We start from the raw sequence: 23996 nt of genomic DNA, 5'->3' as shown, positions 1-23996 counted from the left end.
CAAACTACCGACGGATGTGACAATTGCTTTCGGCGAGGCCAGGAGGTTCCGTTGTTGTGGGAGGATGGCGGAAATGGTTGAGGTGTCCCGGGAGCGGTTCGAGGAGTTGGTGGGGCACGCTCTGGACACGATTCCCGATGATCTGGGCGAGCTGATGGAGAACGTGGCGGTGCTGGTGGAGGACGAGGGCGAAGATCCCGACATCTGGGGGCTGTATGACGGGGTGCCGCTCACCGATCGGGGCGACTACGGCGGGGGTGGGATGGTGCTGCCCGACCGCATCTATATCTACCGGCTGCCGATCTGCGAGGGGTGCGGCAGCGAGTCCGAGGTGGTAGAGCAGGTGGGCATCACCGTCGTCCATGAAGTGGCCCACCACTTCGGCATCGAAGACGACCGCCTCGACGAGCTGGGTTGGGGCTGAAAGCTCGATCAAGGACGGGAATCCTGGGCTGCCCGGTTTATGGAGATTGCGGGTACTGTCCCAGCGGTGGAGAGTTCAGGAGGCAGCATGGGACCGCTCAAAGGCATTCGCGTGGTGGAGATCGCCGGCATCGGGCCGGGGCCGTTCGCCGCCATGATGTTGGCCGACCTGGGCGCTGATGTGGTGCGGGTCGACCGTGCCGACCGGGTGCGCGGCGAGATTCCCGACACTCCGCATCCCGATTTGCTGAACCGGGGGCGCCGGAGCGTGGGCGTCGACCTGAAACACCCAGATGGCGCCGAGGCGGTGCTGAAGCTGGCGGAGGGCGCCGACGGGCTGATCGAGGGGTTCCGCCCCGGGGTGGCCGAGCGCTTGGGCATCGGCCCCGACCACTGCCTGGCCCGCAACCCCAGGCTGGTGTACGGGCGCATGACGGGATGGGGCCAAGACGGCCCCTATGCGTCGATGGCCGGCCACGACATCAACTACATCGCCCTGTCGGGTGTGTTGGGGGCCATCGGCCGGGAAGGGGAGGCCCCGGTGCCCCCGGTGAATTTGGCCGGAGACTTCGGCGGGGGAGGGATGCTGCTGGCTCTCGGCATGTTGGCCGGGATGCTGGAAACCCGCACCTCGGGCCGGGGCCAGGTGGTGGACGCCTCCATGGTGGAGGGCTCCGCCCTGCTCATCACCATGGTTTACGGCCTGCACGGAATGGGGGTCTGGGGGCCGCGGGGCACCAATCTGCTGGACACCGGGGCCTGGTTCTACGACGTCTACGAGTGCGCCGACGGGGAGTACATCTCGCTGGGCTCGCTAGAGCCGCAGTTCTTCGCCGAGATGACCGAGAAGGTGGGCATAGACACCGACGGGATCGACCAGAACGACCGCTCCACTTGGCCGGAGATGCGAGCACGGCTGGCCGCAGCGGTCAAGGCCAAGACCCGCGACCAGTGGTGTGAGATCCTCGACGGCTCCGATGTCTGCTTCGCCCCGGTGCTCAGCCTGGCCGACGCGCCCGAACATCCCCACAACGCGGCCCGGGGCACGTTCGTAGAAGTGGGGGGCGCCGTTCAGCCCGGCCCCGCGCCCCGCTTCAGCCGCACCCCGGCTGAGATCGCCCGTCCCGCCCCCAACCCCGGCCAGCACACCGCTGAGGTGCTGGCCGACTGGGGCTTTGACGCCGCCGCGGTGGCCGCCCTTCGGGAATCGGGGGCTGTCAAGTAGATGGCCACCATGGTCAACTTCCACGCCCATCCCGACGACGAGGCCATCGCCACCTCGGGCACCATGATGAAGGCGTCCGACGAGGGCCACCGAGTGGTGCTGGTGGTGGCCACCAGAGGGGAGCAAGGCGAGGCGGCGCCCGACGCGCTGAGCCCGGGCGAGACCCTGGGCGAGCGGCGATCAGCGGAGACCCTTGACGCCGCCGGGATCATCGGCGCCCACCGGGTGGAGTTCTTGGGCTATGAGGACTCCGGCATGGCCGGGGAGGAGGCCAACGACAATCCGGCCTGCTTCTGGCAAGCCGATTTCGACGAAGCAGTGGAGCGATTGGCCCGGATTCTGGTCGAGGAATCCGCCGACGTGCTCACCGTGTACGACGACCACGGCGGCTACGGCCACCCCGACCACATCCAAGTCCATCGAGTGGGGGTGTACGCGGCCCGCAGAGCCGGGGTTGAGAGAGTGTTCCACGTCACCATGAACCGCACCCAGATCCTGCGGCAGATGGCCGAGGTGGAGGCCTTTGCCGAGGCGATTGAGGAGATCGACGCCGAGCGGGCCGAGCGGTTCACGGAGCAAGATTTCGGCACCGATGAGGCGGAGATCACCCATGCTGTGGATGTGAGCGCCTACTTGGAGCGCAAGCGGGCGGCCATGTTGGCCCACGCCAGCCAGATCACCGCCGATTCCTTCTTCGGATCTATGACCGACGAGCAGTTCGCCGACGCCTTCGGCACCGAGTGGTTCGTGGCCCCGGGGCCGCCCCGGACAGGCGGCTTCGCCACCGACTTGTTCAGGTGAGCGCCACCTCGGTTCTCGCCGCCACGCCGCTGGCCGGCTTCCACGACTGGTTCTCCTGGGTGGTGATGCTGGCCAATGCCGCGGCCGGGGGATGGGCGCTGGGGGCCCACTTCCGCCCCAGGTTTCGAGGTTGGCCGCTGTGGGTGTTGATCGCTGTTGCCCAGGTCGCAATCTTCGCCCAGGTGATTGTGGGCGTGGTGCTGGAGAACCGGACTGGCGCCGATCCCGGCGACCTGCACCGCCTCTACGGCTTCGCGGCCATCGCCGCAGTGGCCATCGTCTACGCCTATCGAATTCAGCTCGCCAACCGCCGCGAGCTGCTCTACGCCGGCGGCAGCTTCTTTCTGGCCGGCCTGGCCATCCGGGCCATGATCCTCAATTAGCCGAGGATCGCGACCGGGCTCAAAGGTTGACCACCGGGCAGGTGAGGGTCCGGGTGATGCCCTCCACCATCTGGATCTGGCTCACAACCAACCGGCCTAGCTGGTCCATGGACTCGGCCTCGGCCTTGGCGATGACGTCGTAGGGGCCGGTCATGATCTCAGAGATCACCACGCCTTCGATCTCGCGGATGGCCTCGGCCACCTGCCGGGCCTTGTCCATTTCGGTTTGGATCAAAACATATGAGCTGACACCCACGAGACTGCACCTCCGGTCGGTTTTCCCGCATCGTACTCAAAGAAGCGCTCCAGTGGGCTAGCGGGCTGGACGAGGCGTCAAGATGTAGGCCCATGAACCGCGCCCCCGCCAATCCATATCTGGCCCGTTCCTCCTACGCCATCGCCCACGGGCGTTGCGACCAGCAGGACAACGTGCCCTGGCGAGGGCCTGAAGGCCCCACTGAGGTGCTCGACGAGGCGGTCGACATTCAGTACGCGTGGCTCGGCCCGTGCCACTTCGGCCACCTGACATCGGGTCCGTACCCCGACGGCCGAAGGGTGGTGTGGACCAACGGGCGCCAGAACATCGCCAAGCTCGACTATGGGACGCTTGAGGTTCTGGCCGACCACGAGATCGTCGGCGGCGAGGGCCGCACCCCCACCCCCGAACTGGAGTCCAACCTCCGCGGCCTCGACGACAAGGACGGGTGGGAGGCCATCGAGCACGCCATCGAGCTGTCGATGAAGTTCATGTCTGGCATCGACGGGGTATATGCGCTGCTGGATTGCGACCACACCCTGTTCCTCGGCCGCGAGGACCACGCGGTGGCCTACGTGGAGACCGATCCGTCCGACCCGGCATCGCCCATCGTGGAGCGTGACCGGTGGGACAAGCCCGACCAGATCGAGGGCTTCTTCGTGGGTATGAACATGACCTTCGACGGCAAGCTGGTCCTGTCCACCGATCACGGCTGGGTTGTCGTGCTCGAGCGCGACTTCAGCGCCTACCACGCGCTCCAGATTCCCGGCGGGGCCGAGGTCGCTGCCGAGTACTGCGCCCGCCGGGAGGCCGAGCGGGGCAACACCGGCTACGGCTGGGTGCGTACCAGCATCTGCGTCGACAGCGACAACGGCATCTATGTGTCGTCCAATGACCACCACCACAAGCTGCGCTGGACGGGAACCGAGCTCTCCGACGACCCCGCCCACGGATGTTGGAGGGTGCCCTACCGAAACGGCGGCGGCCACGGCTCTGGGACTACGCCATCGCTCATGGGATTCGGCGCCGATGAGGACAAGTTCGTGGTGATCGGCGACGGCGACGAGGTGGTGAACATCACCCTGTTGTGGCGCGATGAGATTCCCGACGACTGGGAGCAGCTGCCCGGCGCGCCGGATCGCCGCATTGCCGGCATCGGGCCGGCCAACATGGGAAATCCTGATCTGGCCGAGATCAAAACCGAGCAGTCGATCACCGTGTCGGGCTACGGGGCGATGACGGTGAACAACGAGCCGGCTTCCATCCCCGACGGCTTCCCCCGACGAGCGGCCCGGATGCTGTGCTTCATGCTCGGCCACAAGCCCGAATACCAGCCCCGCGGCCTCCACAAATACGAGTGGGATCCGGTGGCCCGAGAACTGAAGGAGGCGTGGGTCAACCTCGACGTCTCCTCGCCCAACTCGGTTCCCTTCGTGGCCGAGGAGAGCGGCCTGATCTACACCTGCGGGGTGCGCGACGGGCGCTGGACGATCGAGGCGGCCGACTGGGCCACCGGGGAGTCCCGATTCCACTACGTGCTGGGCGGCTCCAAGTTCAACACCATCGGCGCGGGGGTCACCGTGGACGATGACGGCCGGCTGTTGTTCGGCTCGATGTACGGCAAGACCCGCATCCTGCGAGGTCCGGGATAACGGCAATGTGTGCCGATTCCACCGCGGCACACCGCTAACGTGCCGCACATGGCGTCGGTGCTGGTTACCGGGGGAGCGGGCTACATCGGCAGCCACACCTGTGTCGCCCTGCTGGGGGCGGGATACGAGGTGGCGGTGCTGGACAGCCTGGCCAACTCCTCAGCCGCGGCCGTGGATGCAGTGGGGGAAATCGCCGGCCGCCATCCCCGGCTCGACGTAGTCGACTGTCGGGACGAATCCGCCGTGGAGAAGGTGTTCGCTGAAGTCCGCCCCGACGCGGTTCTGCACTTCGCAGGGCTCAAATCAGTGCCCGAGTCGGTGGCCGATCCGATCGGTTACTACCGGCACAACCTGGAGTCTGCGGCCGTGTTGCTCGCAGTGATGCAGCGCTGCGGAGTGCGCCGGATTGTGTTCTCCTCCTCGGCCACTGTCTACGGGGAGCCAGACTTGCTGCCGGTGGCAGAGACCGCGGCAACCCGGCCGGCCAACCCGTACGGCTCCACCAAACTGATGATCGAGCAGATGATCGCCGACGTGGTTCGAGCTGATCCCCGCTGGTCGGCGGCGCTGCTGCGCTACTTCAACCCGGCGGGGGCCCATCCCAGTGGATTGATCGGCGAAGATCCCGACGGGGTGCCCGGGAACCTGATGCCCTTCCTGCTCCAGGTGGCGGTGGGCCGCCGCCCCGAGGTCCCGCTCTACGGGACCGACTATCCCACCCCGGACGGCACCGCTTTGCGCGACTACATCCACGTGATGGACCTAGCCGACGGCCACTTGGCCGCCTTGGAGCATCTGGAGTCATCCCCCGGGCAGGCGCAGAGCTACAACCTGGGCACCGGCCGGGGAGCGTCGGTTCTGGAAGTCATCGCTGCCATGCAGGAGGCCACCGGCCGCCCCGTGCCCCACAAGGAGCATGACCGCCGCCCCGGCGATGTGCCCGAACTTTGGGCCGACCCCGGCAAAGCCCGTCGGGAACTGGGCTGGTCGGCAGTCCGGTCCCTGGGTGACATGTGCCGGGATGGGTGGGCCTGGCAGTCGGCCCATCCTCAGGGGTATCGCAGCAGCAGCCTTGGCTAGAGCATCGCCTTTATGCCCAACGAGGCGTAGTCCTGTTCCTCGAAGTTCTTGCGGAACAGATCGCGAAGTCTAACCGCGGCCTCGTCGTAGGCGTAGGGATCGCTCCAGGTGTTGCGGGGATTCAACACCTCGTCGGGAACCCCGGGGCACGACACCGGGATTCGCAGCCCCAAAATGGGGCTCCTGACGGTGTCCACAGTGTCGAGGTCTCCGGAGAGAGCGGCGTTGAGCAATGCTCGGGTGTAGGCGATGGACATGCGGTCACCCACCCCGTAGGGCCCTCCCGACCATCCGGTGTTCAAGAGGATGCAGCGAGCCGAGTGGGCATCCATGCGATGGGCCAGCAACTCGGCGTACACCGAGGGCTTGTGCGACATGAACGGCGCTCCGAAACAAGCGCTGAATGTGGCCTGCGGCGCCACCACGCCCACCTCGGTGCCGGCCAGCTTGGAGGTGAAGCCCATCACGAAGTGATACATCACCTCTTCTCGGTCCAGGGTTGCCACCGGCGGCAGCACGCCGAAGGCATCCGCGGTCAACAGCACGATGGTGCGAGGGTGAGGCCCTTTGGCGCCGGGGGCAACATGGGGGTTGCACGACAGCGGATAGGCGAATCGGGTGTTCTCGGTGATGGAGTCGTCGGCGAGGTCGAGCTCTTGGGGGTCGGTGTCGGCCAGATCCCTGCCGGGAAGGGCGGGAACGTTCTCGATGAGGGTTCCCCCCCTCGACAAGGCGGAGGCGATGATGGGCTCGGCCTCCTTGTCCAAGTCGATGAGCTTGGCGTAGCATCCGTCCTCGAAATTGGCGATCCCCGATTCGGTCCACACGTGCTCGTCGTCGCCGATCAGACTGCGGTTGGGATCGGCCGACAGGGTGGTCTTCCCAGTGCCGGACAGGCCGAACAAGATGGCGCTGTTGCCGTTGTCGTCCACGTTGGCCGAGCAGTGCATGGTGAGCTGCTTGGCATCGGGCAGCACGAAGTTCATCACTGTGAACATGGTTTTCTTGACGACGCCGCAGTAGTCGGCCCGCCCCAGCACCAGCCCCAGCCGGTTGCGCAGATCCATGATGACGGCTCGGTCGGTGCGGGTGCCGTCGCGATCGGGATCGCACCGGAAGCTGGGGACGTTGATCATGGTCCAACCGTCGGACCCGCGGTCGGCGTCGTCGCGCACTTCCTTGGGGAACATGATGTTGGCAAAGTAGGCGTGGGTGGCGTACTCGCTGACCAGCCGATAGGGGATGGCGAACTCGGGATCCCAGCCGCAGAACACTTCGGCGGTGTACAGCGTGGCCGCACGCTCGTTCAGATGGGCCAGCACTCGCTCCAGCAGTCCCGAGAAGTGGCTGCTGTCCAACTGGCTGAAGTCCGATTTCCACCACACATCGTCCACCACTTCGGGCCAGGCCACCGCGAACGTGTCCTGCACCGGCCGGCCGGTGCAGGTGGGATCGGAATAGAAGATCAGCGGCCCATCTGAGCCCAAGGCCGTGGCGAATGCCTTCTGGTCGGCCTCACCGCCGCCGATGCGGGTGCGGCCCCGGTCTCCGGCGATGGCCGCGTCGAACAACTCGTCTTGGTTCAGCCCCGCCCGGACGTCCACCGAGTCCAGGCCGAAGCGGATGCGAAGCTGATCGGCAACCGAGCGGCTCACGCGGGCTCCGAATCACCGGCGGTGGTGAGGAACGACGGTGTGCCCATGTCCACTTCCGAGCCCAACCGCAGACGGGTGGCTTCACTCCCTTCCAAGTCGAACAGCACGCGCTGACCCTGGCGCAGCATCCGGAACACCGATCCCTCCAGCGCATCGGGGGCCAAGTCGAATTCGGCCAAGTCGGTATCGCGCACGACAACGCCGATGCCAGTTGATGGGTCGTAAGCCTTGATCACGCCCTGCACGGAGACTCTTTCTGCCAGTGATCGGGGTTAGTGCAGGGTAACGGCTGGTCTAGGCGGTTCGCGAGTCGGGCAGGTCTGACTAACTACCATCGCGGGGCATGACGGCAGACCGTCTTGGAGCTGAGGGGTTGCGGGCCACGATGGAGTGGTTCCGCGACGCCTTGGCGCTGCACCGCGACGTCATCAACCAACTCAACGTGTACCCGGTGCCCGACGGCGACACCGGAACCAACATGGCGCTCACCCTGGAGACGGTGGTAGCCGAGGTGTCCGCCGCCGGGGATCAGATGGCCGAGGTTTGCCACGCCATCAGCCACGGCTCGCTGATGGGCGCCCGGGGCAATTCCGGTGTGATCCTGTCGCAGATCTTGCGGGGCATGGCCGACGCGGTGGCCACCGCCGGCCATGTCGATCCGCCGGTGTTGGCCGGTGCTTTGAAGCAGGCGTCGGCCGCGGCCGACGAAGCGGTGTCGGCACCGGTGGAGGGAACCATTCTGACTGTGGTGCGCGACGTGGCAACTGCGGCTGCCGAAGCGGTTGAGCAGGGCGTCGATGAGCTCATCGTTCTGGTAGAGGGGTGTCAGCAGGCAGGGCGGGCCTCGCTGGAGCGCACTCCGGAGCTGCTGCCCCAACTGGCCCAGGCCAACGTGGTGGACGCCGGGGGAGCGGGGTTCCTGCTGTTCTTGGACGCGGTGGCCACCGCGGTGGACGGACGTGCGCTGCCCGACCCGCCGCCGGTGGACCCGACGGCAGGAGTGGGTGCGGCCGCGGCCGGCGCCCAAGATGCTCACGGTGTCGGCGACGATGCCGGCGGCACCCGCTATGAGGTGATGTTCTTCTTGGAGGCCGAAGACCACCGCATCGGGGAGTTCCGGGCAGCTTGGGATGCCTTGGGCGATTCCATTGTGGTGGCGGGCGGCGATGGCCTGTGGAACTGCCACATCCACAGCAACGACATCGGGGGCAGCATAGAGGCGGGGATCGGCGTCGGCCGGCCGTTCGACATCCGGGTGACCGATTTATTCGAGCAGGTGGAGCACGTCGAGTCTTTGAACCCGTTCGGGCCCGGAGCACCGGAGCACGCTTCTGCCGCTTCCGAGATCGGAGGGACAGTCTCCACCGTGGCCGGAGAGCCGGTTCGCACCGCGGTGGTGGCTGTGTCGGTGGGAGCGGGCGTGCGTCGCCTCTTCGAGTCGCTGGGGGTGCGGGCCATCATCGCCGGGGGGCAGACCATGAACCCCTCTACCGAGCACTTCGTGCAGGCAGTCGAGCGGCTTGACGCCGACGAGATCGTGCTTCTGCCCAACAACAAGAACATCGTGCCGGTGGCTGAGCAGGTGGACGACTGCGCCGAGGCCACCGTGCGAGTGGTGCCCACCCGCGGGATCGCCGAAGGGCTGGCCGCGTTGATGGCCTACGACCCATCTGCCACTGCCGATCAGAACCAGTCGGCCATGGCTGAAGCGGCCGAAGACGTGGCAACCGGCGAGGTTACCCAGGCGGTTCGCGACACCGAGAGCGAGCTGGGCTCCATTGTCGCCGGCCAGTGGCTGGGGCTCGACCGCCGAGGGTTGCGGGTGGTGGCCCACAGCGCAGCCGGGGCGGCCACCGCGCTCTTGGCCGAGCTCGTCGACGCCGGCCACGAGCTGGTGACGGTTATCGCCGGGGCCGACGCCACGGCTGGCGATGTTGAAGAGGTGGCCGCCTGGCTGGCCGAGCACCATCCCGAGGTCGAGTTGGAGGTCCACGAGGGCAACCAGCCGCTCTATCCGTTCTACTTCGGGGTGGAATGAATGGCTCTCAACCACGATCCGGCGTCTCGTTTCCTCGGGGTGGGATGACCGACGCCAACCGGCCTTCGCTCGCCATGGCCGACTTCCACAAGATGAGCGTGGAGGTGCTGAGCGGGGTGGGCCGGGCCAAGGCCAGGGCTCTGGCCTCTGTCGAGGTGGAATCGGTGCTGGATCTGCTGACCTACTACCCCCGCCGCTACATCGACCGGACCAACCAGGCGGCGATCAGCGACCTGGAAGACGGCGTGGAGGCCATGGTGATGGCCCGGGTGGACAGCGTGTTCTCCAAGAACCTCCGCGGCAGCCGCTCGATGGTGGCTGTGGGCGTCAGCGACCAGACCGGTCGGCTGCGGCTGGTCTTCTTCAACCAGCCGTGGCGGGATCGCCAGCTTTCCCAGGGCCAGGAGGTGGTGGTGTTCGGGAAGCTGGACCGATACCGGGGCCAGCACCAGATGACCAACCCCATCGTGGATCTGGTGGGTGATGAGACCGGCCGCATCGTGCCGGTGTACCCCCAATCGGGCAAAGCCGGAATCCAGACCCGGGAGATCAGGCGCTGGGTAGACGAGGCGCTGCGGCGCTCAGAGCAGCGAGGCATCAGCGACCCGGTCCCCGAATACCTGCGGCAGCGCCACCACCTGATCGGCCGCCACCAGGCCATCGACGGCGTCCACCGCCCCGAGACGATGGACGTCCAGTACACCGCCCGGAATCGGCTGGTGTTCGACGAGCTGCTGCGGCTTCAGCTCAAGCTGATCATGCGCAAGCGGGCTGTGGAGCGGGCCGCGGTCGGAATCTGCCACGACGCCGGCGGGGAGCTCGTCGACCGCTTCACCAACTCGCTGGGGTTTCCCCTGACCAGCGCCCAACGCCGGGTGATCGGAGAGGTGGCGGCCGACATGGCCCGGTCGGTGCCCATGCACCGCCTCTTGCAGGGCGATGTCGGGGCGGGCAAAACCGTGGTCGCGGTGGCCGCGATGCTCACTGCGGTGCAGGGAGGCCACCAGGGAGCGCTGATGGCGCCCACCGAGGTGCTGGCCACCCAGCACTACTTGGGAGTTGCCTCGCTGCTGGGCGGCCTGGATGTGTCTGCGCCCGAATCGCTGATGGCCGAGCGGCCTCTGCGGGTGGCGCTGCTCACCAATCAAACCACCGGGGCCGAGCGGACCCAGACCCAGCATTCGCTGGCCTCAGGGGCGATCGACATCGTCATAGGCACCCATGCCCTGATTCAGGAGGGGGTGGAATTCAACTCATTGGGGATGGTGGTGGTTGACGAGCAGCACCGCTTCGGTGTGGAGCAGCGGGCCGCGTTGCGGGCCAAGGGATCTCAGGCCGCGTCCCCCGATGTGCTGGTGATGACGGCCACGCCCATCCCCCGCACTGCGGCGATGACCGTGTACGGCGACCTGGACGTGTCCACGCTGGACGAGATGCCCCCGGGGCGAACCCCGATTGCCACCCGATGGGCCCAGACCGCAGTCGAGGAGGCAGAGGTCTGGGAAATGGTCAGGGCTGAAGTGGCCAATGGCCGCCAGGCCTATGTGGTGTGCCCGCTGATCGAGGAGTCCGACACCATCGAGGCCCGGTCGGTCACCGAGACCTACGAGCGCCTGCAAGCCGAGGAGCTGGCCGGGCTGCGGATAGGGCTGCTCCATGGCCAGCTCACGCCGGCGGAGAAGGAGTCGGTGATGGCCCTGTTCCGCAGCGGGGCGATCGACGTGCTGGTGGCCACCACCGTGATCGAAGTGGGGGTGGATGTGCCCAATGCCACTGTCATGGTGATCGTAGACGCTGACCGATTCGGGATTGCCCAGCTTCACCAGCTCAGAGGCCGAGTGGGCCGGGGCGACCAAGAGTCGATGTGCTGCCTGTTGGCCTCCGACGCGGTGGGGGTTGCCGCTGAGCGGCTCCGGGCCTTGGTGGCGACCACCGATGGATTCGAGCTGGCCGAGGCCGACTTGGAGCTGCGGGGAGAGGGAACCATCTTGGGCGAGCGCCAGAAGGGCCGGAACGACTTGCAGCTGGCCTCCCTGCGCCGGGACAGGGATTGGGTGGTGTGGGCCCGCCAAGCCGCCGGCGAGATGCTGGACGACGACCCCGACTTGCAGCGGCACGCAGAGCTGCGGGCCGAGGTGGAGCTGCTCTTGGTGGACGATGATGCCGACTACCTGATGAAGAGCTGACATCCTGGTAGACGCCGTGTTGGAGATCGTGCGAATGGGCCTGGAGAGGCGAGATCGGGTCGCGGCGATCTGGGCCGATGCATTCGAACACGACCCGCTGATGATGTGGGTGTTCCCCGATCAAACCGCCCGCTTGGAGTCGCTGAGGCGGTGGTGGGGATTCTCGCTGGACCACATGCCCCCCGGCGCCGAACTCCACGGAACCCGGGCCGACGGCTGCGTCGCCTACTGGCAGCCGCCCCGCGAGCAAAACGCCTCGTCAACGGGAGTCGAAGAGGCTGGTCGAGAGGAGTCTGAAGGCCAAAGGGCGTTTGTCGCCTTGATGGCCGAGCTGCTGGGGGAGCTGGCGCCGTCTCGGATAGAGGCTTTGGGCAAGATGCACCAGGCTCGCCTGCCCGAGCCCCACTGGTACCTGGCGGTGCTGGGCACGTCGCCCGACCAGCAGGGCAAAGGACTGGGCGGCAAGGTGCTGGCGCCGATGCTGGAGCGGTGCGACCGCATCGGAATGCCGGCCTACCTGGAGTCCAGCAACCCGGCCAACGTGGGCTTCTACCGTCGTCATGGATTCGAGCCGCTCGACGGGTTCATATTGGGCGATGGGGTGCTCATCACCCCGATGTCCCGCGAGCCCCGTCCACCGCTGGGCTGAGCGGCCATGGTGCTGCGGATCATCGCCGGTGAGGCCCGGGGTCGTCGGCTGAGCTCTCCGGAGGGCATGGACGTGCGCCCGACGGCCGGCCGGGTCCGGGAGGCGGTGTTCAACTCACTGCACAGCCTGGGCTGCTTGGAAGGGGCCGATGTGCTGGATTTGTTCGCCGGGACGGGGGCGTTGGGGCTGGAAGCCGTGTCGCGGGGCGCGGCCTCGGCCACCTTCGTGGAATCGGCCCCGCCGGCATTGGCCGCTTTGAGGGCCAACATCGACATCACCGGGTTCAACGACCGCTGCCGGTTGGTGCCCGGCGCGGTCATGGCCGAGCTGCCCCGGCTCGATGGCGGCTACGACGTGGCCCTGTGCGATCCGCCCTACCGGTTCGACGCCTGGCCAGAACTGCTGGGCCGCCTCCCTGCCGACACCGTTGTGGCTGAGTCCGATCAGGCGGTGGTTCCCGGTGTTGGCTGGCATGTCCTCAAACAGCAGCGCTACGCGGGTACCGTTGTGGTGATTGCCAGCCGGCGATAGCAACGACAAGCCCCAGGAGACTCCGCAGTGACGCGTGTCCTGTTCCCCGGATCGTTCGACCCCGTACACAATGGGCACATGGAGATCGTGGAGACCGCGGCGCGCCTGTTCGAAGAGGTGATCGTGGCGACGGTGCGCAACCCCCAGAAGACCCCTCTGTTCGAGTTGGAGGAGCGCAAGGCGATGTTGGAGGAGTCCTTTGCCCATCTGCCCAATGTGCGGACCACCATGTTCGCCAAGCTGGTGGTGGACGTGGCCCAAGATGAAGGGGTCGATTTCATCGTGAAGGGCCTCCGCGCCGTTTCCGATTTCGAGAATGAGCTTCAGATGGCCCAGATGAACCAGGCCATTTCCGGCGTACACACACTGTTCATCCCCTCAGCCAGCAAGCACTCGTTCTTGGCTTCCAAGCTGATCCGCGAACTGGCCCGCTTCGGGCAGCAGATTGACTCCATGGTCCCCCCACCGGTGGCCAAACGACTTATCGAGAGGTATCGAGATGACTGACGCCGATCCCAACACCACCGCTGCTCACCGCTCGGCCGCCGGGACGTTCGTGGATCCCGAGTTCGACCTGCTGCTGCGTCGGGCAATCGAGTTGGTGGACGCGGCCCGACCCATGCCGCTGTCGGCGTCCTCCATGATCAACAAGGATGAGGTCTTGGAGCTGCTTCAGAGCTGCCTGAACCGGCTGCCCGAGGAGATGCGGGCAGCCCGCTGGCTGTTGAAGGAGCGAGAGGATTTCTTGAAGAGGGTCCATCGGGAGGGCGACGAGATACTGGTGGCCGCCCGATCGCAGGCTGAGGCCATGGTGCAGCGCACGGAGGTGGTCAAGGCGGCCGAGCAGCGGGCCCGGCGCATGGTGGAAGAAGCCGAAACCACCGCCCGCCGGCTGCGACTCGAAACCGAAGACTATTGCGATACCAAGCTGGGCAGCTTTGAGAACGCCCTCGAGCGCATTCTGAATACGGTGAAGGAGGCCCGGACCCGGCTTCAAGGCGATCCGCTGGCCGACCTGGTCCGGTCCTATGGCCCTGAGCCGTCCCCCGAGCCCGATGACGGCTTTTTCGACCAGGACACTACGGGGTAGGGACACCAAGGCTGGTGAGCCTAGATCGAGGGGGCCGACATGTCGCGGAGCAGTAGCCAGACCAGCCCGCTGGTCGTTTTGGTGGCGGAGTTGTTGCGCCGCCCCGGCTCGCACCGCACGCTGTCATTGCAGGTCGATTTCGACGGCCTGTCAACCTCCGATGCCGCAGTTAGCGGCCTGGTCGATCTTCAGATGCGGCTGGAATCGGTTGTGGGCGGTCTCGAGGCATCCGGTTCCTTGTCAGCGGGCTGGAAGGGATCATGCCGGAGGTGCTTGGAGCCCATCGAGCAGACGGTGGAGCAGGATCTGCAGGAGATGTTCGCCAATGCACCGGCCGATGGCGAGACGTATCTGATCCACGACGGTGAGGTGGACATGACTCCGATGGTCCGCGACTGCCTTGTTCTCGCTCTGCCGATCGCTCCGCTGTGCTCAGAGGATTGCGCCGGGCCGGCGCCTGATGCCTATCCGATGAATCAGCCCGAAACCCCCGCAGAAGACCGCCCAAGAGATCCCCGCTGGGCTGCGTTAGACGCGCTGCGAACTGGCCAGTAGATTCATGGGCTGCGCCCGCGCCGTTTCCGCTCGTGGCGCGGCATTCTCCTCCCACCCTAGGACTGTCCGATGGCTGTACCCAAGAAGAAAACATCCAAGGCCAAAGGCCGCAGCCGCCGGGCATCGGCTTGGCGGGTGTCCGCGCCGGCGCAAAGCACCTGCCCTCGGTGCGGATCGGTCAAGCGGCCGCACCGGGTGTGCAGAGTATGCGGCTGGTACGCAGGGCGCGAAGCCGTTGAGGTGGCATAAGCCGCCCTGTCCGAACCCTCCGAGGGGCGCCCTTTGGAATTGCTTCCGGTTGCAGTAGACGCAATGGGGGGTGACGATGCCCCCCGATCGGTGCTTGCCGGCGCCCGCCTCGCCGCCGGGCGGGGCATTCCCATCTTGCTGGTGGGCCAACCCGAGCAGCTTGCCGATGTCGACGACTTCGAGGTGGTTCCCGCGTCGCAGGTCATTGCCATGGGCGCCGAGGCGGCAACCAGTGTGCGCAAGATGAAGGACTCTTCGGTGGTGCGAGCGGCCGAGGCGGTGCGTGACGGACGGGCCTCGGCCATGGTCAGCGCCGGCAACACCGGAGCGGCCATGGCGGCCTCGCTGCTGAGGATGGGGCGAATCCGGGGGGTGGCCCGTCCCGCCATTGCCACTCCCATCTTTGTGCCCGGTCGGGCTTGGCCCAACGTGATGTTGGACGCGGGGGCGAACACGGAGTGCAACCCCGAGTGGCTGGTGCAGTTTGCCCAGATGGGTGCGGTGTATTGCCGGGACCGCTGGGGGGTTCGAGAGCCCCGGGTGGGGCTGTTGTCCAACGGGGAAGAGGCCGGCAAGGGCTCACCCCTGGTGAAGCAGGCATTCGAGCTCTTGGGCGATTGGGGCTGGCAGACTCGCACCGGCGCGGTGTTCGCCGGCAACGTGGAGGGACGGGATCTGCTGGCCGACCGAGTGGATGTGATCGTCACCGACGGATTCACCGGCAATATTGCCCTGAAGACCGCCGAAGGGGTGGCCAAGCAGCTGATCGGCGCGCTGTTGCGGGCATTCGAGTCCTCCAAGGATGCCCAGGAGGGGGCCAGGCTCCTGGCGCCGGTGCTGGCCCCGCTCTACGACGAGTTCAGCCCCGACTCCGTGGGAGGGGCCATCCTCTTGGGGGTAAGCGGTGTCAGCATCATCAGCCACGGAGCTTCATCGCCCGAAGCGCTGGCCAACGCTATTCAGGTGGCCTACGAGCTGGCCCAACGCGACACCGTGGGCTCCCTGCGCCGAGTTCTGCACATCGAATAGGAATCCCCGCCCCGGTCATCTGTGCGTTCGGTGGGTAGGAATGGAAAGAAGCTGGCGTATACTTTTCGGGCGCCATTTGCTGAACAGCCCCGGAGAAGCCGTGCCGTCCGAAACCCATGTCGAACAGAACCCGCTGGACCGCGAAGGAGTTTTGGGCCTTGTCCGGGAGTGCTTGGCCGACATCTTGGAGATCTCCCCCGACCGCATCGCGGAAGGCCAGGCCTTTGCCGGTGACCTCGATGCCGACTCTCTAGCCCTGATCGAGCTGGTGGAAACCCTGGAAGAGGAGTTGAGCGAGAGGGCGGTGGGGTTCAGCATCGACGACGAGGACCTGGAAGATCTCAAGACGGTGCGCGATGCCGTCGACTATGTCCACGGCCGGCTGAGCCGAAGCTCCTGACTGCCGAAGCCGACACCGCAGCACTGGCCGAGCGGCTGGGCTATGCATTCGCACAGCCCAGCCTGCTTGTCGAGGCGCTGACCCATCGCTCATGGTGCGCCGACCACGCGGGCGCCTCGTCCAACGAGCGGCTGGAGTTCTTGGGCGATGCCGTGCTGGCCTTGGTGGTTACCGACCACATATACGGCGCCTATCCGGAAATGGCCGAGGGACAGCTGGCCCCGCTGCGAGCCGAGGTGGTCCGATCCGAGGCGCTGGCTGATCTGGCCATTGAGCTGCGGTTGGGGGAGGCCCTGCGGCTGGGGCGCGGTGAGGACAGTTCTGGCGGTCGGGAGAAGCCGTCGATCCTCTGCGACGCCATGGAGGCGGTGATCGGCGCGGTTTACCTGGATGCCCCGTGGGAGGTTCTGGTTGAACTGGTCACAGGGTGGCTGGCCGGCCGGATGGCGGTTGCCGCCCAAGGGCCCGGCGTCCGGGATTTCAAGACCCGGCTTCAGGAGTACTGCGCCCGGAACCGGCAAGAACCGCCCGTGTATTGCCTCACCGAGAAGGGCCCCGATCACGCCAAACAGTTTCTCGCCGTCGTTCGTGTGGACGGCGTGGAGAGCGGTCGGGGCGAGGGCCGATCGAAAAAACAGGCTGAGCAGGCCGCGGCCGCCTCAGCTTGGCAGACTCTGTCTGCCGCGACGACGAGAACTGCCCTATGACCCCATTGACAGGAGCAATCCAATGATCGCCTTGCCGGAGATCGAGACCATCCGCCGCGATCTGGACAGGGAGCTGTCCAGTCTGCGCATCAAATCGGTGGAGGTGACCGACACCCGGCTGGCAAAGCGGTCGGGCGGGGCGAAGAAGTTATCCGGCCGCCTGGAGAAGGTGAAGATCACCGGTGTGCGTCGTCGTGGACTGCACCTGATCATGGGCTTGGACAGCGACGATGTGATGGTGGCCCACTTGGGAACCGGAGGGCAGTTGCGGCGTCACGCCAACCGCGATCAAGTGGAGCCCGACACCGTGCTGTCCATCACGTTCACCAAGAGCGGTCAGCTTCGGCTGGTAGATGGGGTCGGCGACGCCGAACTGTACTTGGCCAGTGCCGAGAAGTTGACAGAGGAGGTCCCCGAACTGGAAGGACTGGGCATCGACCCTCTTGATCAGCCGGTGCCGTGGCGGATGTTCGGCCAGATACTCCTGGCCCAGGAGGCCAAGCTGAAGGCGGTGCTGACCGATGACCGGGTGGTGGTCGGACTGGGCGAGGTGTATTCCGACGAGATCCTGTTCACCGCCGGTTTGCGGTACGACCGTCTGACCACCTCGTTGGGCCCCCAGGAAGTTCGCCGGCTGCACCGGGCGATGGTCGAGACCCTGCACGATGCGGCCAAGCATCGAGGCGCCACGCTGGCCGACGGGCTCTACGTGGATGTACACGGTCAGCCGGGGGGGTATGGCGAGTACCTCAACGTGTTCAAGCAGGCGGGGAGGAACGGGCGCCCCTGCACCCGCTGCCACCGCCCGATCCAGAAGTACCGCTTCCGCCGCCGCTATACGTACTACTGCGAGCAGTGCCAGATCTGATTCCCGACACGCGGTCGGGGAACTGGCAGTAGTTCCACAAATCGCGTCCCTGCGCTGGGTAGGGTCGCATAGGTGTTCTTGAAGGCGTTGACCCTCAAAGGGTTCAAATCCTTTGCCGACCCCACCACGCTGGTCTTCGAGCCGGGCGTGACGGTGATTGTGGGTCCGAATGGCAGCGGCAAGTCCAATGTGGTGGACGCGGTGGCCTGGTCTCTGGGTGCCCAGGCGCCCACCGCGGTGCGCTCGGCCAAGATGGACGATGTCATCTTCGCGGGAACCGCCTCCCGGCCGGGGTTGGGCAGGGCAGAGGTATCGCTGAGCATCGACAACTCCGCTCATCTTCTGCCCATCGAATTCGAAGAGGTAACCATCACCCGCACGCTGTTCCGCAGCGGGGACAGCACCTATGCCATCAACGGGGTGCCCTGTCGCCTGCTCGACATCCAAGAGTTGCTGAGCGATACCGGCGTTGGCCGCCAACAGCATGTGATCATCTCCCAGCGCCAGATCGAGGGAGTGTTGAGTGCCAGGCCCGAGGATCGCCGGGCGGTGATCGAGGAGGCTGCCGGCGTGCTGAAGTATCGCCGCCGCAAGGAGAAATCCGAGAGGCGGCTGGTGGCGACCGAGGCCAACCTCACTCGGTTGTCCGATGTGGTGCGGGAGATTCGCCGCCAGCTGCGGCCGTTGGAGCGCCAAGCCGAGGCCGCCCGGCGCCACGGCGGTCTGCTGGCTGAGCTGAGCAGTCTTCGCCGGTACCTGGCCGGACAGGAGATAGAGCAGTTTCGCCTCAGGGTTGGACATCTCACCCAGGACCAAGCCGCAAATCGTCAAGAGGCACAGAAGCTGTCGGTGCAGGCAGAGGCCCTGGATCGAGACGTGGCCGTTGCCGAGGCCCGGCTTTCAGCCGCAGACGGACAGGACATCAGCAGCGCCCTGATGAGGTTCGAGGGACTCAACGAGCGCCTTCGGGGGCTGGACGCGCTGCTGATGGAGCGACGCCTGCGCTTGCAGCGCGACCGCAGCGCCGGAGTGGACGAAGACGTGGTGGCCACGTTGGAGGCCGAGTCGAGCCGACTGGCTGAAGAGCTCGGCGAGGTGGAAGTCGAGGTCGCCGCTTTGGGGCCTGATGCCACCGCGGCTGCCGATGCCGAGCAGAAGTTGGAGCAGCTTCGGCTGTCTTTCGACGAGCAGTGGGGCGGCCAGGCCCTGCCTGCTTCCGGATCTGATGCCCCTCGGTTGAGAGGCGAGATGAGGGCATTGGAGGCATCGATCCAGCGCGACAAGGCCGAGGCCGACCGACTGGGCCGGAGTCTGGAGGAGTTGGCGTCGCGCCGCCAAGAGCTGGTCGAGGAGCTAGACCGATCATGGGCCGAGGCCGCTGCCGCCGAGACGGCTCAGAACATCCGGCAACGGGAGCTCGAGGCTGCCGAGCAGAATCGCGAGGAGGCCCGGGAAGCACGAGAGCGGTCGCGGGCGGCGCTGGCCGATGCCGTGGGACACCATCAGGCTTGGGGGGCTCGGCGGGAGGCGCTGTCGTTGGCACTGGACGAGGCGCGAGACCGATCCGGCGCCCAGCGGCTGGCCGGAATCGAGGGTGTTGTCGGTACCTTGCTGGAGATTGTGGACATAGATCGAGGCTGGGAGGCGGCATTTGAGGCGGCGGTTGGCGAAGCAATGGCCGCGGTGGTGGCCGCCGACACCGAAGTCGCCGTGCAGGCCATCGCCGCGCTGGAGGCGGAAAACGTGGGTGGCGCGGTATTGGCCCTCGACGCGTTGGGCGCGCCGCAGACCGCCCCAGAAGCCGGCGTGCCTCTTCGCTCCCATGTGCGATCTTCGATTGCGGGAGCAGATCGCCTGCTGGATGTCTTGGTTGGCCGGGTCGGGGTGGTGGACACCACCGGGCAGGCAGTCACCGCGGCGGTCGCCGATCCGTCTTCGGTGGTCGTCACCCGCCGAGGTGATCGGTTCTCCCCTTTAGGCTGGCGGGTGGGCGTCCGCCATTCTGGGGTCACGAAGGGATTGCTTGAAGAGGCTGAGGCGGAGTCGGCCCGGGCTGCTTGCCGAGTCGATGCCGCCGAGCAGGAACAGCGCGTGGCTGATGGCCGGCTTGATCAGGCCGTGCAGGAGTCGGCCCGGGTCAGACAAGCCGCTCAGTCGCAGTCTGGGGCAGTGGCTGACGTCCGGAGCAGGGCGGATGCTGCGGAACGAAAGCTGCGCGACGCCGAGGTGGAGATTGCCGCGCTGGGTCCTCGTCGGGCTGAGTTGGAGAACAAGATCGCCGAGGGCCGGCGGCGGGTCGACCAGCTCCGCCGAGAGCTGCCTCAGCACGAAGCCCGGGAAGCAGAGCAGGTTGAGCAGGCCGAGAGCATGAATCAGGCCCGCGACGAGCTTTCCCGGCAGTCGCAGGCGGCAAGCAGCCTTCGCTCCGGGCTGCAAGTAAGGACCGCCGGGCTACAGGAGCGGCGCCGGCTGCTGTCCGCTCAGCGCGGCGAAATCGAGCGTCGGCTGAGCAGGATGGCAGAAGCCCGGGTTGAGGCCGCCTCCCGTCGAGAGGGCCTCGACACCCGGCTGGCTGTAATCGACGAGTTGGCCGGGTGGGCAGCCGACGGGCTCGAAGCGGTGGGGAGCCAGCTTGAGAATCTGCGCCGCCGCCGGGCCGAGGAATCCGAAGCTGCTGCTGCGGCTGTGCGGCAACTGGAGGACCTGCGAAGCCGGCGGGCTCAGGCCGAGGCCAGGCTGGGGCAGTGCCAGGAACGGGACCGCAACGCGGAGATCGAGTTGGCCGAGGCGGGGATCAGGCTGGAGGCCGCGGTCGACCGGTGCCGCCGCGAACTCGACTGCGAGCCCGGTGAAGCGGTGGCCGCCGAATGCCCGCCGCTCGAGCCGGGCGTTGCTCCCGCCGACCGCATAAGGGCGTTGGAGCAGGAGCTTCGCATCATGGGGCCGGTGAACCCATTGGCTCTGGAGGAGTACGAGGCGCTGTTGGAGCGCCACGACTTCACCCAGGGTCAGATTGACGACATCCGCCAGAGTCGCCGAGAGCTCCGCAAAGTGATCCGCAAGATCGACGAGGAGATCGTGAGCGTGTTCTCGGCCGCCTTTGCCGACGTGGAGCGAAACTTTGCCGGTTTGTTCCAGACGCTGTTCCCCGGTGGTGAGGGCAAGCTTCAGCTCACCCAGCCCGATGCGCTGTTGGACACCGGGGTGGAGATCGAGGCCCGCCCATCGGGCAAGAACATCCGGCGCCTGAGCCTCTTGTCGGGAGGGGAGCGCTCGCTCACCGCGCTCGCTTTCCTGTTCGCGGTGTTCCGCAGCCGGCCGTCGCCGTTCTACGTCATGGACGAGGTTGAGGCTGCGCTCGACGACGTGAACTTGCACCGCTTCCTCCAGCTCATCGATGAGTTCCGAGCCGATGCCCAACTGCTGATCGTGAGCCACCAGAAGCGCACCATGGAGGCAGCCGATTGCCTCTACGGCGTGTCTATGAAACCGGGGGGAAGCTCCAAGGTGCTTTCCGAAAAAGTGGTGGTAACCTCGGAGTCGAAGGTACTTCTCCAACAGAGCTGAGGACTCAGCGCACACGATGAGCAACGAGCCCGACGAACCCCGGTCGGAGTGGGATCCCTTGGGATGGGAGTTGGAAGCCTCGGCCGGGCAATCCGACAACCTGCCCGTGCCCCGCTCGGCGGAAGTGGTTGCTTGGGCACCGCCGGATGAACGGCCGCATCCATCTCGCAATCCCGCGGTAACCATGCTGGTGGCATCAGTGCTGCTGGCCGTGTTCGGGCTAGTGGGCATCGGCATCGGCGTTGGCAGCGTTTTCTTCAATCGAGACGCCCCTCCACCCGAAGTTGTGGTGGTCTCCGGGCCGCAGGTGGTGAGCGCATCTACGGGGCAGTCGCCGACTCTCCCGGCCCCGCCGGTCGGGCCTCCCGCAGTTCAGGCCGCGCCCGATGGTCCCAATGAGTTGGCCGCTTCCGTCGATCCCGTTGTCGAGGTGGCCCGGGCAGTTGCTCCCTCGGTGGTGCTCATCGAGGCCATATTCAATGGAGAGGATGCCGAGACTCTCGAGTCTGATCCCCCAGAGTCAACTCCCAGAGGTGACCTGCCTCCCGAGGTCGAATCGGAGGAGCCGCCCGGGGAAGGGCCTGATGGACTTGAGGGTCGGCCGCGGATCATCGGGCAGGGGTCGGGCATCATCTACGACGCGTCCGGCCACATCCTGACCAACGCCCATGTGGTGGGCGAGGCCGAGGCCGTGAGGGTGCAGCTAGCCGACGGCACTCGGGCAAGCGGCGTGGTGGTGGGCACCGCCCCGGCCATCGATGTGGCGTTGGTGAAGGTCGAAACCGATGTGGCGCTCACGCCTGCCGTGTTCGCCGACCGGTCCACGATTGAGGTGGGGCAGTTAGCGGTTGCAGTGGGCAGCCCGTTCGGATTGCAGCAGTCGGTCACCTCGGGGATTGTCAGCGCCGTGGGTCGCGCCATCAGGGAGGGGGCGGGCGACAGCGCCTTCGTGGAGATGATCCAAACCGATGCACCCATCAACCCCGGCAACTCAGGCGGCGCCCTCGCCAATCGGTTTGGCCAGGTCATCGGCATGAACACCCTCATCCAGACCGACGGCTCGATTGGCAACATCGGCTTGGGCTTCGCCATTCCATCCGACATCGCCTTGAACATCGCCCTGCGCATCTTGAGCGGGATGAGCACCGAGCTGGGGTTTCTGGGCGTTTTGGGAACCGATCCCGAGATGGGCCATCCGGGCGCCTTGATCATAGAAGTGAGTGAGGGCACCCCCGCTGATCGTGCCGGGTTGATGGCTGGGGACTTGATCGTGCTCATCGACGATGAGGTGGTGTCGACGTTCACCGAACTGGCTGCCAAGGTTCAGTTTCGGGCACCGGGCACTGAGGTGGATCTGGAGGTGGTACGCGACGACGAGCACATCACGCTCACCGTGATCATCGGATCCCTGTCGGTTGAATAGCCCGATGGCAGTTGAAGTCTGCGCGGATTCTTAGGGGTTAGCGGTGCGTCGTCGGAAATTGCGGAAGAAGGATCGCCTCGAACTTCCCGAGGAGCAAGAAGAGGCCGGGTCGGAGGTTGATGCTGAGCAGCCCAAAGAGCCGGAGGACTGGCCCTCGCCCCCCGTAGAGCAATCCGATGCTGAGCAGCCCAAAGAGCCGGAGGACTGGCCCTCGCCCCCCGTAGAGCAATCCGATGCTGAGCAGCCCAAAGAGCCGGAGGACTGGCCCTCGCCCCCCGTAGAGCAATCCGATGCTGAGCAGGATTCCGAGCGGGCCGGCTTGCGAAACCGACTGTCGTCGGCTCGGGGTGCGCTATCGGGATTCCTGGCCTCGGTGGTTTCCCGGGGGGTGGACGATGCCACCTGGGAGGAACTGGAGGAGGCGTTGATATTGGCCGACGCGGGGGTGGGCGCCACCACCGCTCTGCTCGATCGTCTGAAGGAGCAGGCCAAGGCCGACAAGGTCACCGACTCCGATGGGCTGGTGGCTCTGCTCAAGGCCCAGGTGGCCGAAGGCCTGAGCGGTCGGGATCTGGAACTGCGGGCTGAGGGCAACCCCGCGGTGTGGCTGTTCGTGGGCGTGAACGGCGCGGGCAAGACCACCACAATTGGCAAGCTGGCCGCTCGTCAGGTGCGAGATGGCCGCAGGGTGGTGCTGGCCGCAGGCGACACCTTTCGAGCGGCGGCCGTCGAGCAGCTTGGCCAATGGGCCGACCGGTCGGGCGCAGAGCTGGTGCGGGGGGCCGAGGGCGCTGACCCCAGTTCCGTTGTCTTCGATGCCATCGAGCACGCCTCAGCGGCGGGAGCGCCTCTGGTCATGGCGGACACCGCGGGCCGCTTGCCCACCCGCACCAACCTCATGGATGAGCTGGCCAAGATTTACCGGGTGGCCGGCAAGGGGCCCGGCGTTGTCGCCGAAGTGCTGTTGGTGATCGACGCCAGCACCGGTCAGAACGGCCTGGCCCAAGCCCGCCGGTTCACCGAGTCGGCGGAGTTGACCGGAGTTGTGCTGACCAAGCTCGACGGGTCGGCCAAGGGCGGCATTGTGATGGCCGTGCAGAATGAGCTGGATGTCCCGGTGAAGCTGGTGGGGCTCGGGGAGGGCCTCGACGACTTGGTGGAATTCGATGCCGTCGAGTTCGCCGAGGCTCTGTTCTCCTGACCTCCCGATGATCGAAATCCAAACCGGG

General features: G+C 66.4%; 24 protein-coding genes. 21 read left to right on the top strand and 3 right to left on the bottom strand.

The features are described 5' to 3' along the window. Positions 1-73 precede the first annotated feature (73 nt). The 4 genes from ACOGXA_RS08275 to ACOGXA_RS08260 all read left to right on the top strand — a co-directional run bounded on the left by ACOGXA_RS08275 (position 74) and on the right by ACOGXA_RS08260 (position 2832). Positions 74-424, top strand: a complete 351-nt coding sequence (locus ACOGXA_RS08275) for a metallopeptidase family protein (protein WP_419926789.1) — start codon at positions 74-76, stop codon at positions 422-424. A gap of 87 nt (positions 425-511) precedes the next feature. Beyond that, positions 512-1648 (top strand): CaiB/BaiF CoA transferase family protein, encoded by a 1137-nt coding sequence (locus tag ACOGXA_RS08270; RefSeq protein ID WP_419926788.1) that lies wholly within the window; start codon positions 512-514, stop codon positions 1646-1648. Continuing rightward, entirely contained in the window at positions 1649-2449 is an 801-nt protein-coding gene (locus ACOGXA_RS08265; protein ID WP_419926787.1) for a PIG-L family deacetylase, read from the top strand. Continuing rightward, positions 2446-2832 carry a hypothetical protein gene (locus ACOGXA_RS08260; RefSeq protein WP_419926786.1) on the top strand — a complete coding sequence of 129 codons (387 nt, stop codon included), beginning with the start codon at positions 2446-2448 and terminating at the stop codon, positions 2830-2832. Before ACOGXA_RS08265 ends, ACOGXA_RS08260 begins: the two co-directional genes overlap by 4 nt. A 19-nt stretch (positions 2833-2851) precedes the next feature. Here the strand turns inward: ACOGXA_RS08260 and ACOGXA_RS08255 are convergent, their stop codons facing one another. Beyond that, positions 2852-3088 (bottom strand): Lrp/AsnC family transcriptional regulator, encoded by a 237-nt coding sequence (locus ACOGXA_RS08255; protein ID WP_419926785.1) that lies wholly within the window; start codon positions 3086-3088, stop codon positions 2852-2854. Positions 3089-3180: 92 nt separating this feature from the next. Between ACOGXA_RS08255 and ACOGXA_RS08250 the strand changes: the two genes are divergently transcribed. Both ACOGXA_RS08250 and galE read left to right on the top strand, forming a co-directional pair. Then, positions 3181-4740 (top strand): hypothetical protein, encoded by a 1560-nt coding sequence (locus ACOGXA_RS08250; RefSeq protein ID WP_419926784.1) that lies wholly within the window; start codon positions 3181-3183, stop codon positions 4738-4740. Between the two features lie 48 nt (positions 4741-4788). Beyond that, on the top strand, positions 4789-5820 hold the full coding sequence (gene galE / locus ACOGXA_RS08245; protein WP_419926783.1) for a UDP-glucose 4-epimerase GalE: 1032 nt from the start codon (positions 4789-4791) through the stop codon (positions 5818-5820). Here the strand turns inward: galE and ACOGXA_RS08240 are convergent. Both ACOGXA_RS08240 and ACOGXA_RS08235 read right to left on the bottom strand, forming a co-directional pair. After that, entirely contained in the window at positions 5817-7475 is a 1659-nt protein-coding gene (locus tag ACOGXA_RS08240) for a phosphoenolpyruvate carboxykinase (ATP) (protein WP_419926782.1), read from the bottom strand. The two genes, galE and ACOGXA_RS08240, sit on opposite strands and share 4 nt — an antisense overlap. Then, positions 7472-7720 (bottom strand): hypothetical protein, encoded by a 249-nt coding sequence (locus tag ACOGXA_RS08235; protein ID WP_419926781.1) that lies wholly within the window; start codon positions 7718-7720, stop codon positions 7472-7474. Before ACOGXA_RS08235 ends, ACOGXA_RS08240 begins: the two co-directional genes overlap by 4 nt. A gap of 98 nt (positions 7721-7818) precedes the next feature. Here ACOGXA_RS08235 and ACOGXA_RS08230 point away from each other — a divergent pair, with 98 nt between their 5' ends. From ACOGXA_RS08230 to ftsY, 15 genes are all read left to right on the top strand, one after another. After that, on the top strand, positions 7819-9513 hold the full coding sequence (locus tag ACOGXA_RS08230) for a DAK2 domain-containing protein (RefSeq protein ID WP_419926780.1): 1695 nt from the start codon (positions 7819-7821) through the stop codon (positions 9511-9513). A 44-nt stretch (positions 9514-9557) separates the two neighbouring features. Beyond that, on the top strand, positions 9558-11699 hold the full coding sequence (gene recG, locus ACOGXA_RS08225) for an ATP-dependent DNA helicase RecG (protein WP_419926779.1): 2142 nt from the start codon (positions 9558-9560) through the stop codon (positions 11697-11699). Positions 11700-11715: 16 nt separating this feature from the next. Continuing rightward, entirely contained in the window at positions 11716-12348 is a 633-nt protein-coding gene (locus ACOGXA_RS08220) for a GNAT family N-acetyltransferase (protein ID WP_419926778.1), read from the top strand. Between the two features lie 6 nt (positions 12349-12354). Then, the gene (locus ACOGXA_RS08215; RefSeq protein WP_419926777.1) at positions 12355-12879 is read left to right on the top strand and encodes an RsmD family RNA methyltransferase; all 525 of its coding nucleotides are present in this window, start codon (positions 12355-12357) and stop codon (positions 12877-12879) included. A gap of 27 nt (positions 12880-12906) precedes the next feature. Beyond that, positions 12907-13386, top strand: coding sequence for a pantetheine-phosphate adenylyltransferase (gene coaD, locus ACOGXA_RS08210; RefSeq protein ID WP_419926776.1), 480 nt, complete (start codon positions 12907-12909; stop codon positions 13384-13386). Next, positions 13379-13969: a hypothetical protein gene (locus ACOGXA_RS08205; protein WP_419926775.1), complete on the top strand. Its 591-nt coding sequence runs from the start codon at positions 13379-13381 to the stop codon at positions 13967-13969. The genes coaD and ACOGXA_RS08205 overlap by 8 nt, the downstream gene beginning before the upstream one ends. A gap of 39 nt (positions 13970-14008) precedes the next feature. Continuing rightward, positions 14009-14524 carry a YceD family protein gene (locus ACOGXA_RS08200; protein ID WP_419926774.1) on the top strand — a complete coding sequence of 172 codons (516 nt, stop codon included), beginning with the start codon at positions 14009-14011 and terminating at the stop codon, positions 14522-14524. A gap of 69 nt (positions 14525-14593) precedes the next feature. Continuing rightward, entirely contained in the window at positions 14594-14773 is a 180-nt protein-coding gene (rpmF, locus tag ACOGXA_RS08195) for a 50S ribosomal protein L32 (protein WP_419926773.1), read from the top strand. 33 nt (positions 14774-14806) lie between these two features. After that, positions 14807-15802, top strand: coding sequence for a phosphate acyltransferase PlsX (gene plsX, locus ACOGXA_RS08190; protein ID WP_419926772.1), 996 nt, complete (start codon positions 14807-14809; stop codon positions 15800-15802). Between the two features lie 100 nt (positions 15803-15902). Beyond that, positions 15903-16202 carry an acyl carrier protein gene (locus tag ACOGXA_RS08185; protein WP_419926771.1) on the top strand — a complete coding sequence of 100 codons (300 nt, stop codon included), beginning with the start codon at positions 15903-15905 and terminating at the stop codon, positions 16200-16202. Next, positions 16199-16909 carry a ribonuclease III gene (gene rnc, locus ACOGXA_RS08180; RefSeq protein WP_419926957.1) on the top strand — a complete coding sequence of 237 codons (711 nt, stop codon included), beginning with the start codon at positions 16199-16201 and terminating at the stop codon, positions 16907-16909. The genes ACOGXA_RS08185 and rnc overlap by 4 nt, the downstream gene beginning before the upstream one ends. 22 nt (positions 16910-16931) lie before the next feature. After that, positions 16932-17777 carry an Fpg/Nei family DNA glycosylase gene (locus tag ACOGXA_RS08175; protein WP_419926770.1) on the top strand — a complete coding sequence of 282 codons (846 nt, stop codon included), beginning with the start codon at positions 16932-16934 and terminating at the stop codon, positions 17775-17777. 72 nt (positions 17778-17849) lie between these two features. Continuing rightward, a complete protein-coding gene (gene smc / locus ACOGXA_RS08170; protein ID WP_419926769.1) occupies positions 17850-21344 on the top strand; it encodes a chromosome segregation protein SMC in 3495 nt (1164 codons plus the stop codon). 16 nt (positions 21345-21360) lie between these two features. Continuing rightward, positions 21361-22767, top strand: a complete 1407-nt coding sequence (locus ACOGXA_RS08165; RefSeq protein WP_419926768.1) for a S1C family serine protease — start codon at positions 21361-21363, stop codon at positions 22765-22767. A gap of 43 nt (positions 22768-22810) precedes the next feature. Then, positions 22811-23968, top strand: coding sequence for a signal recognition particle-docking protein FtsY (gene ftsY / locus ACOGXA_RS08160; protein WP_419926767.1), 1158 nt, complete (start codon positions 22811-22813; stop codon positions 23966-23968). Positions 23969-23996: the final 28 nt, after the last annotated feature.

Origin of the sequence: Candidatus Poriferisocius sp., from assembly GCF_965208475.1 — a bacterium.
Lineage (GTDB): Bacteria > Actinomycetota > Acidimicrobiia > Acidimicrobiales > Bin134 > Poriferisocius.
The sequence above is the reverse complement of the archived record's forward strand: the minus strand, read 5'-3'. Positions and strand labels throughout refer to the sequence as shown.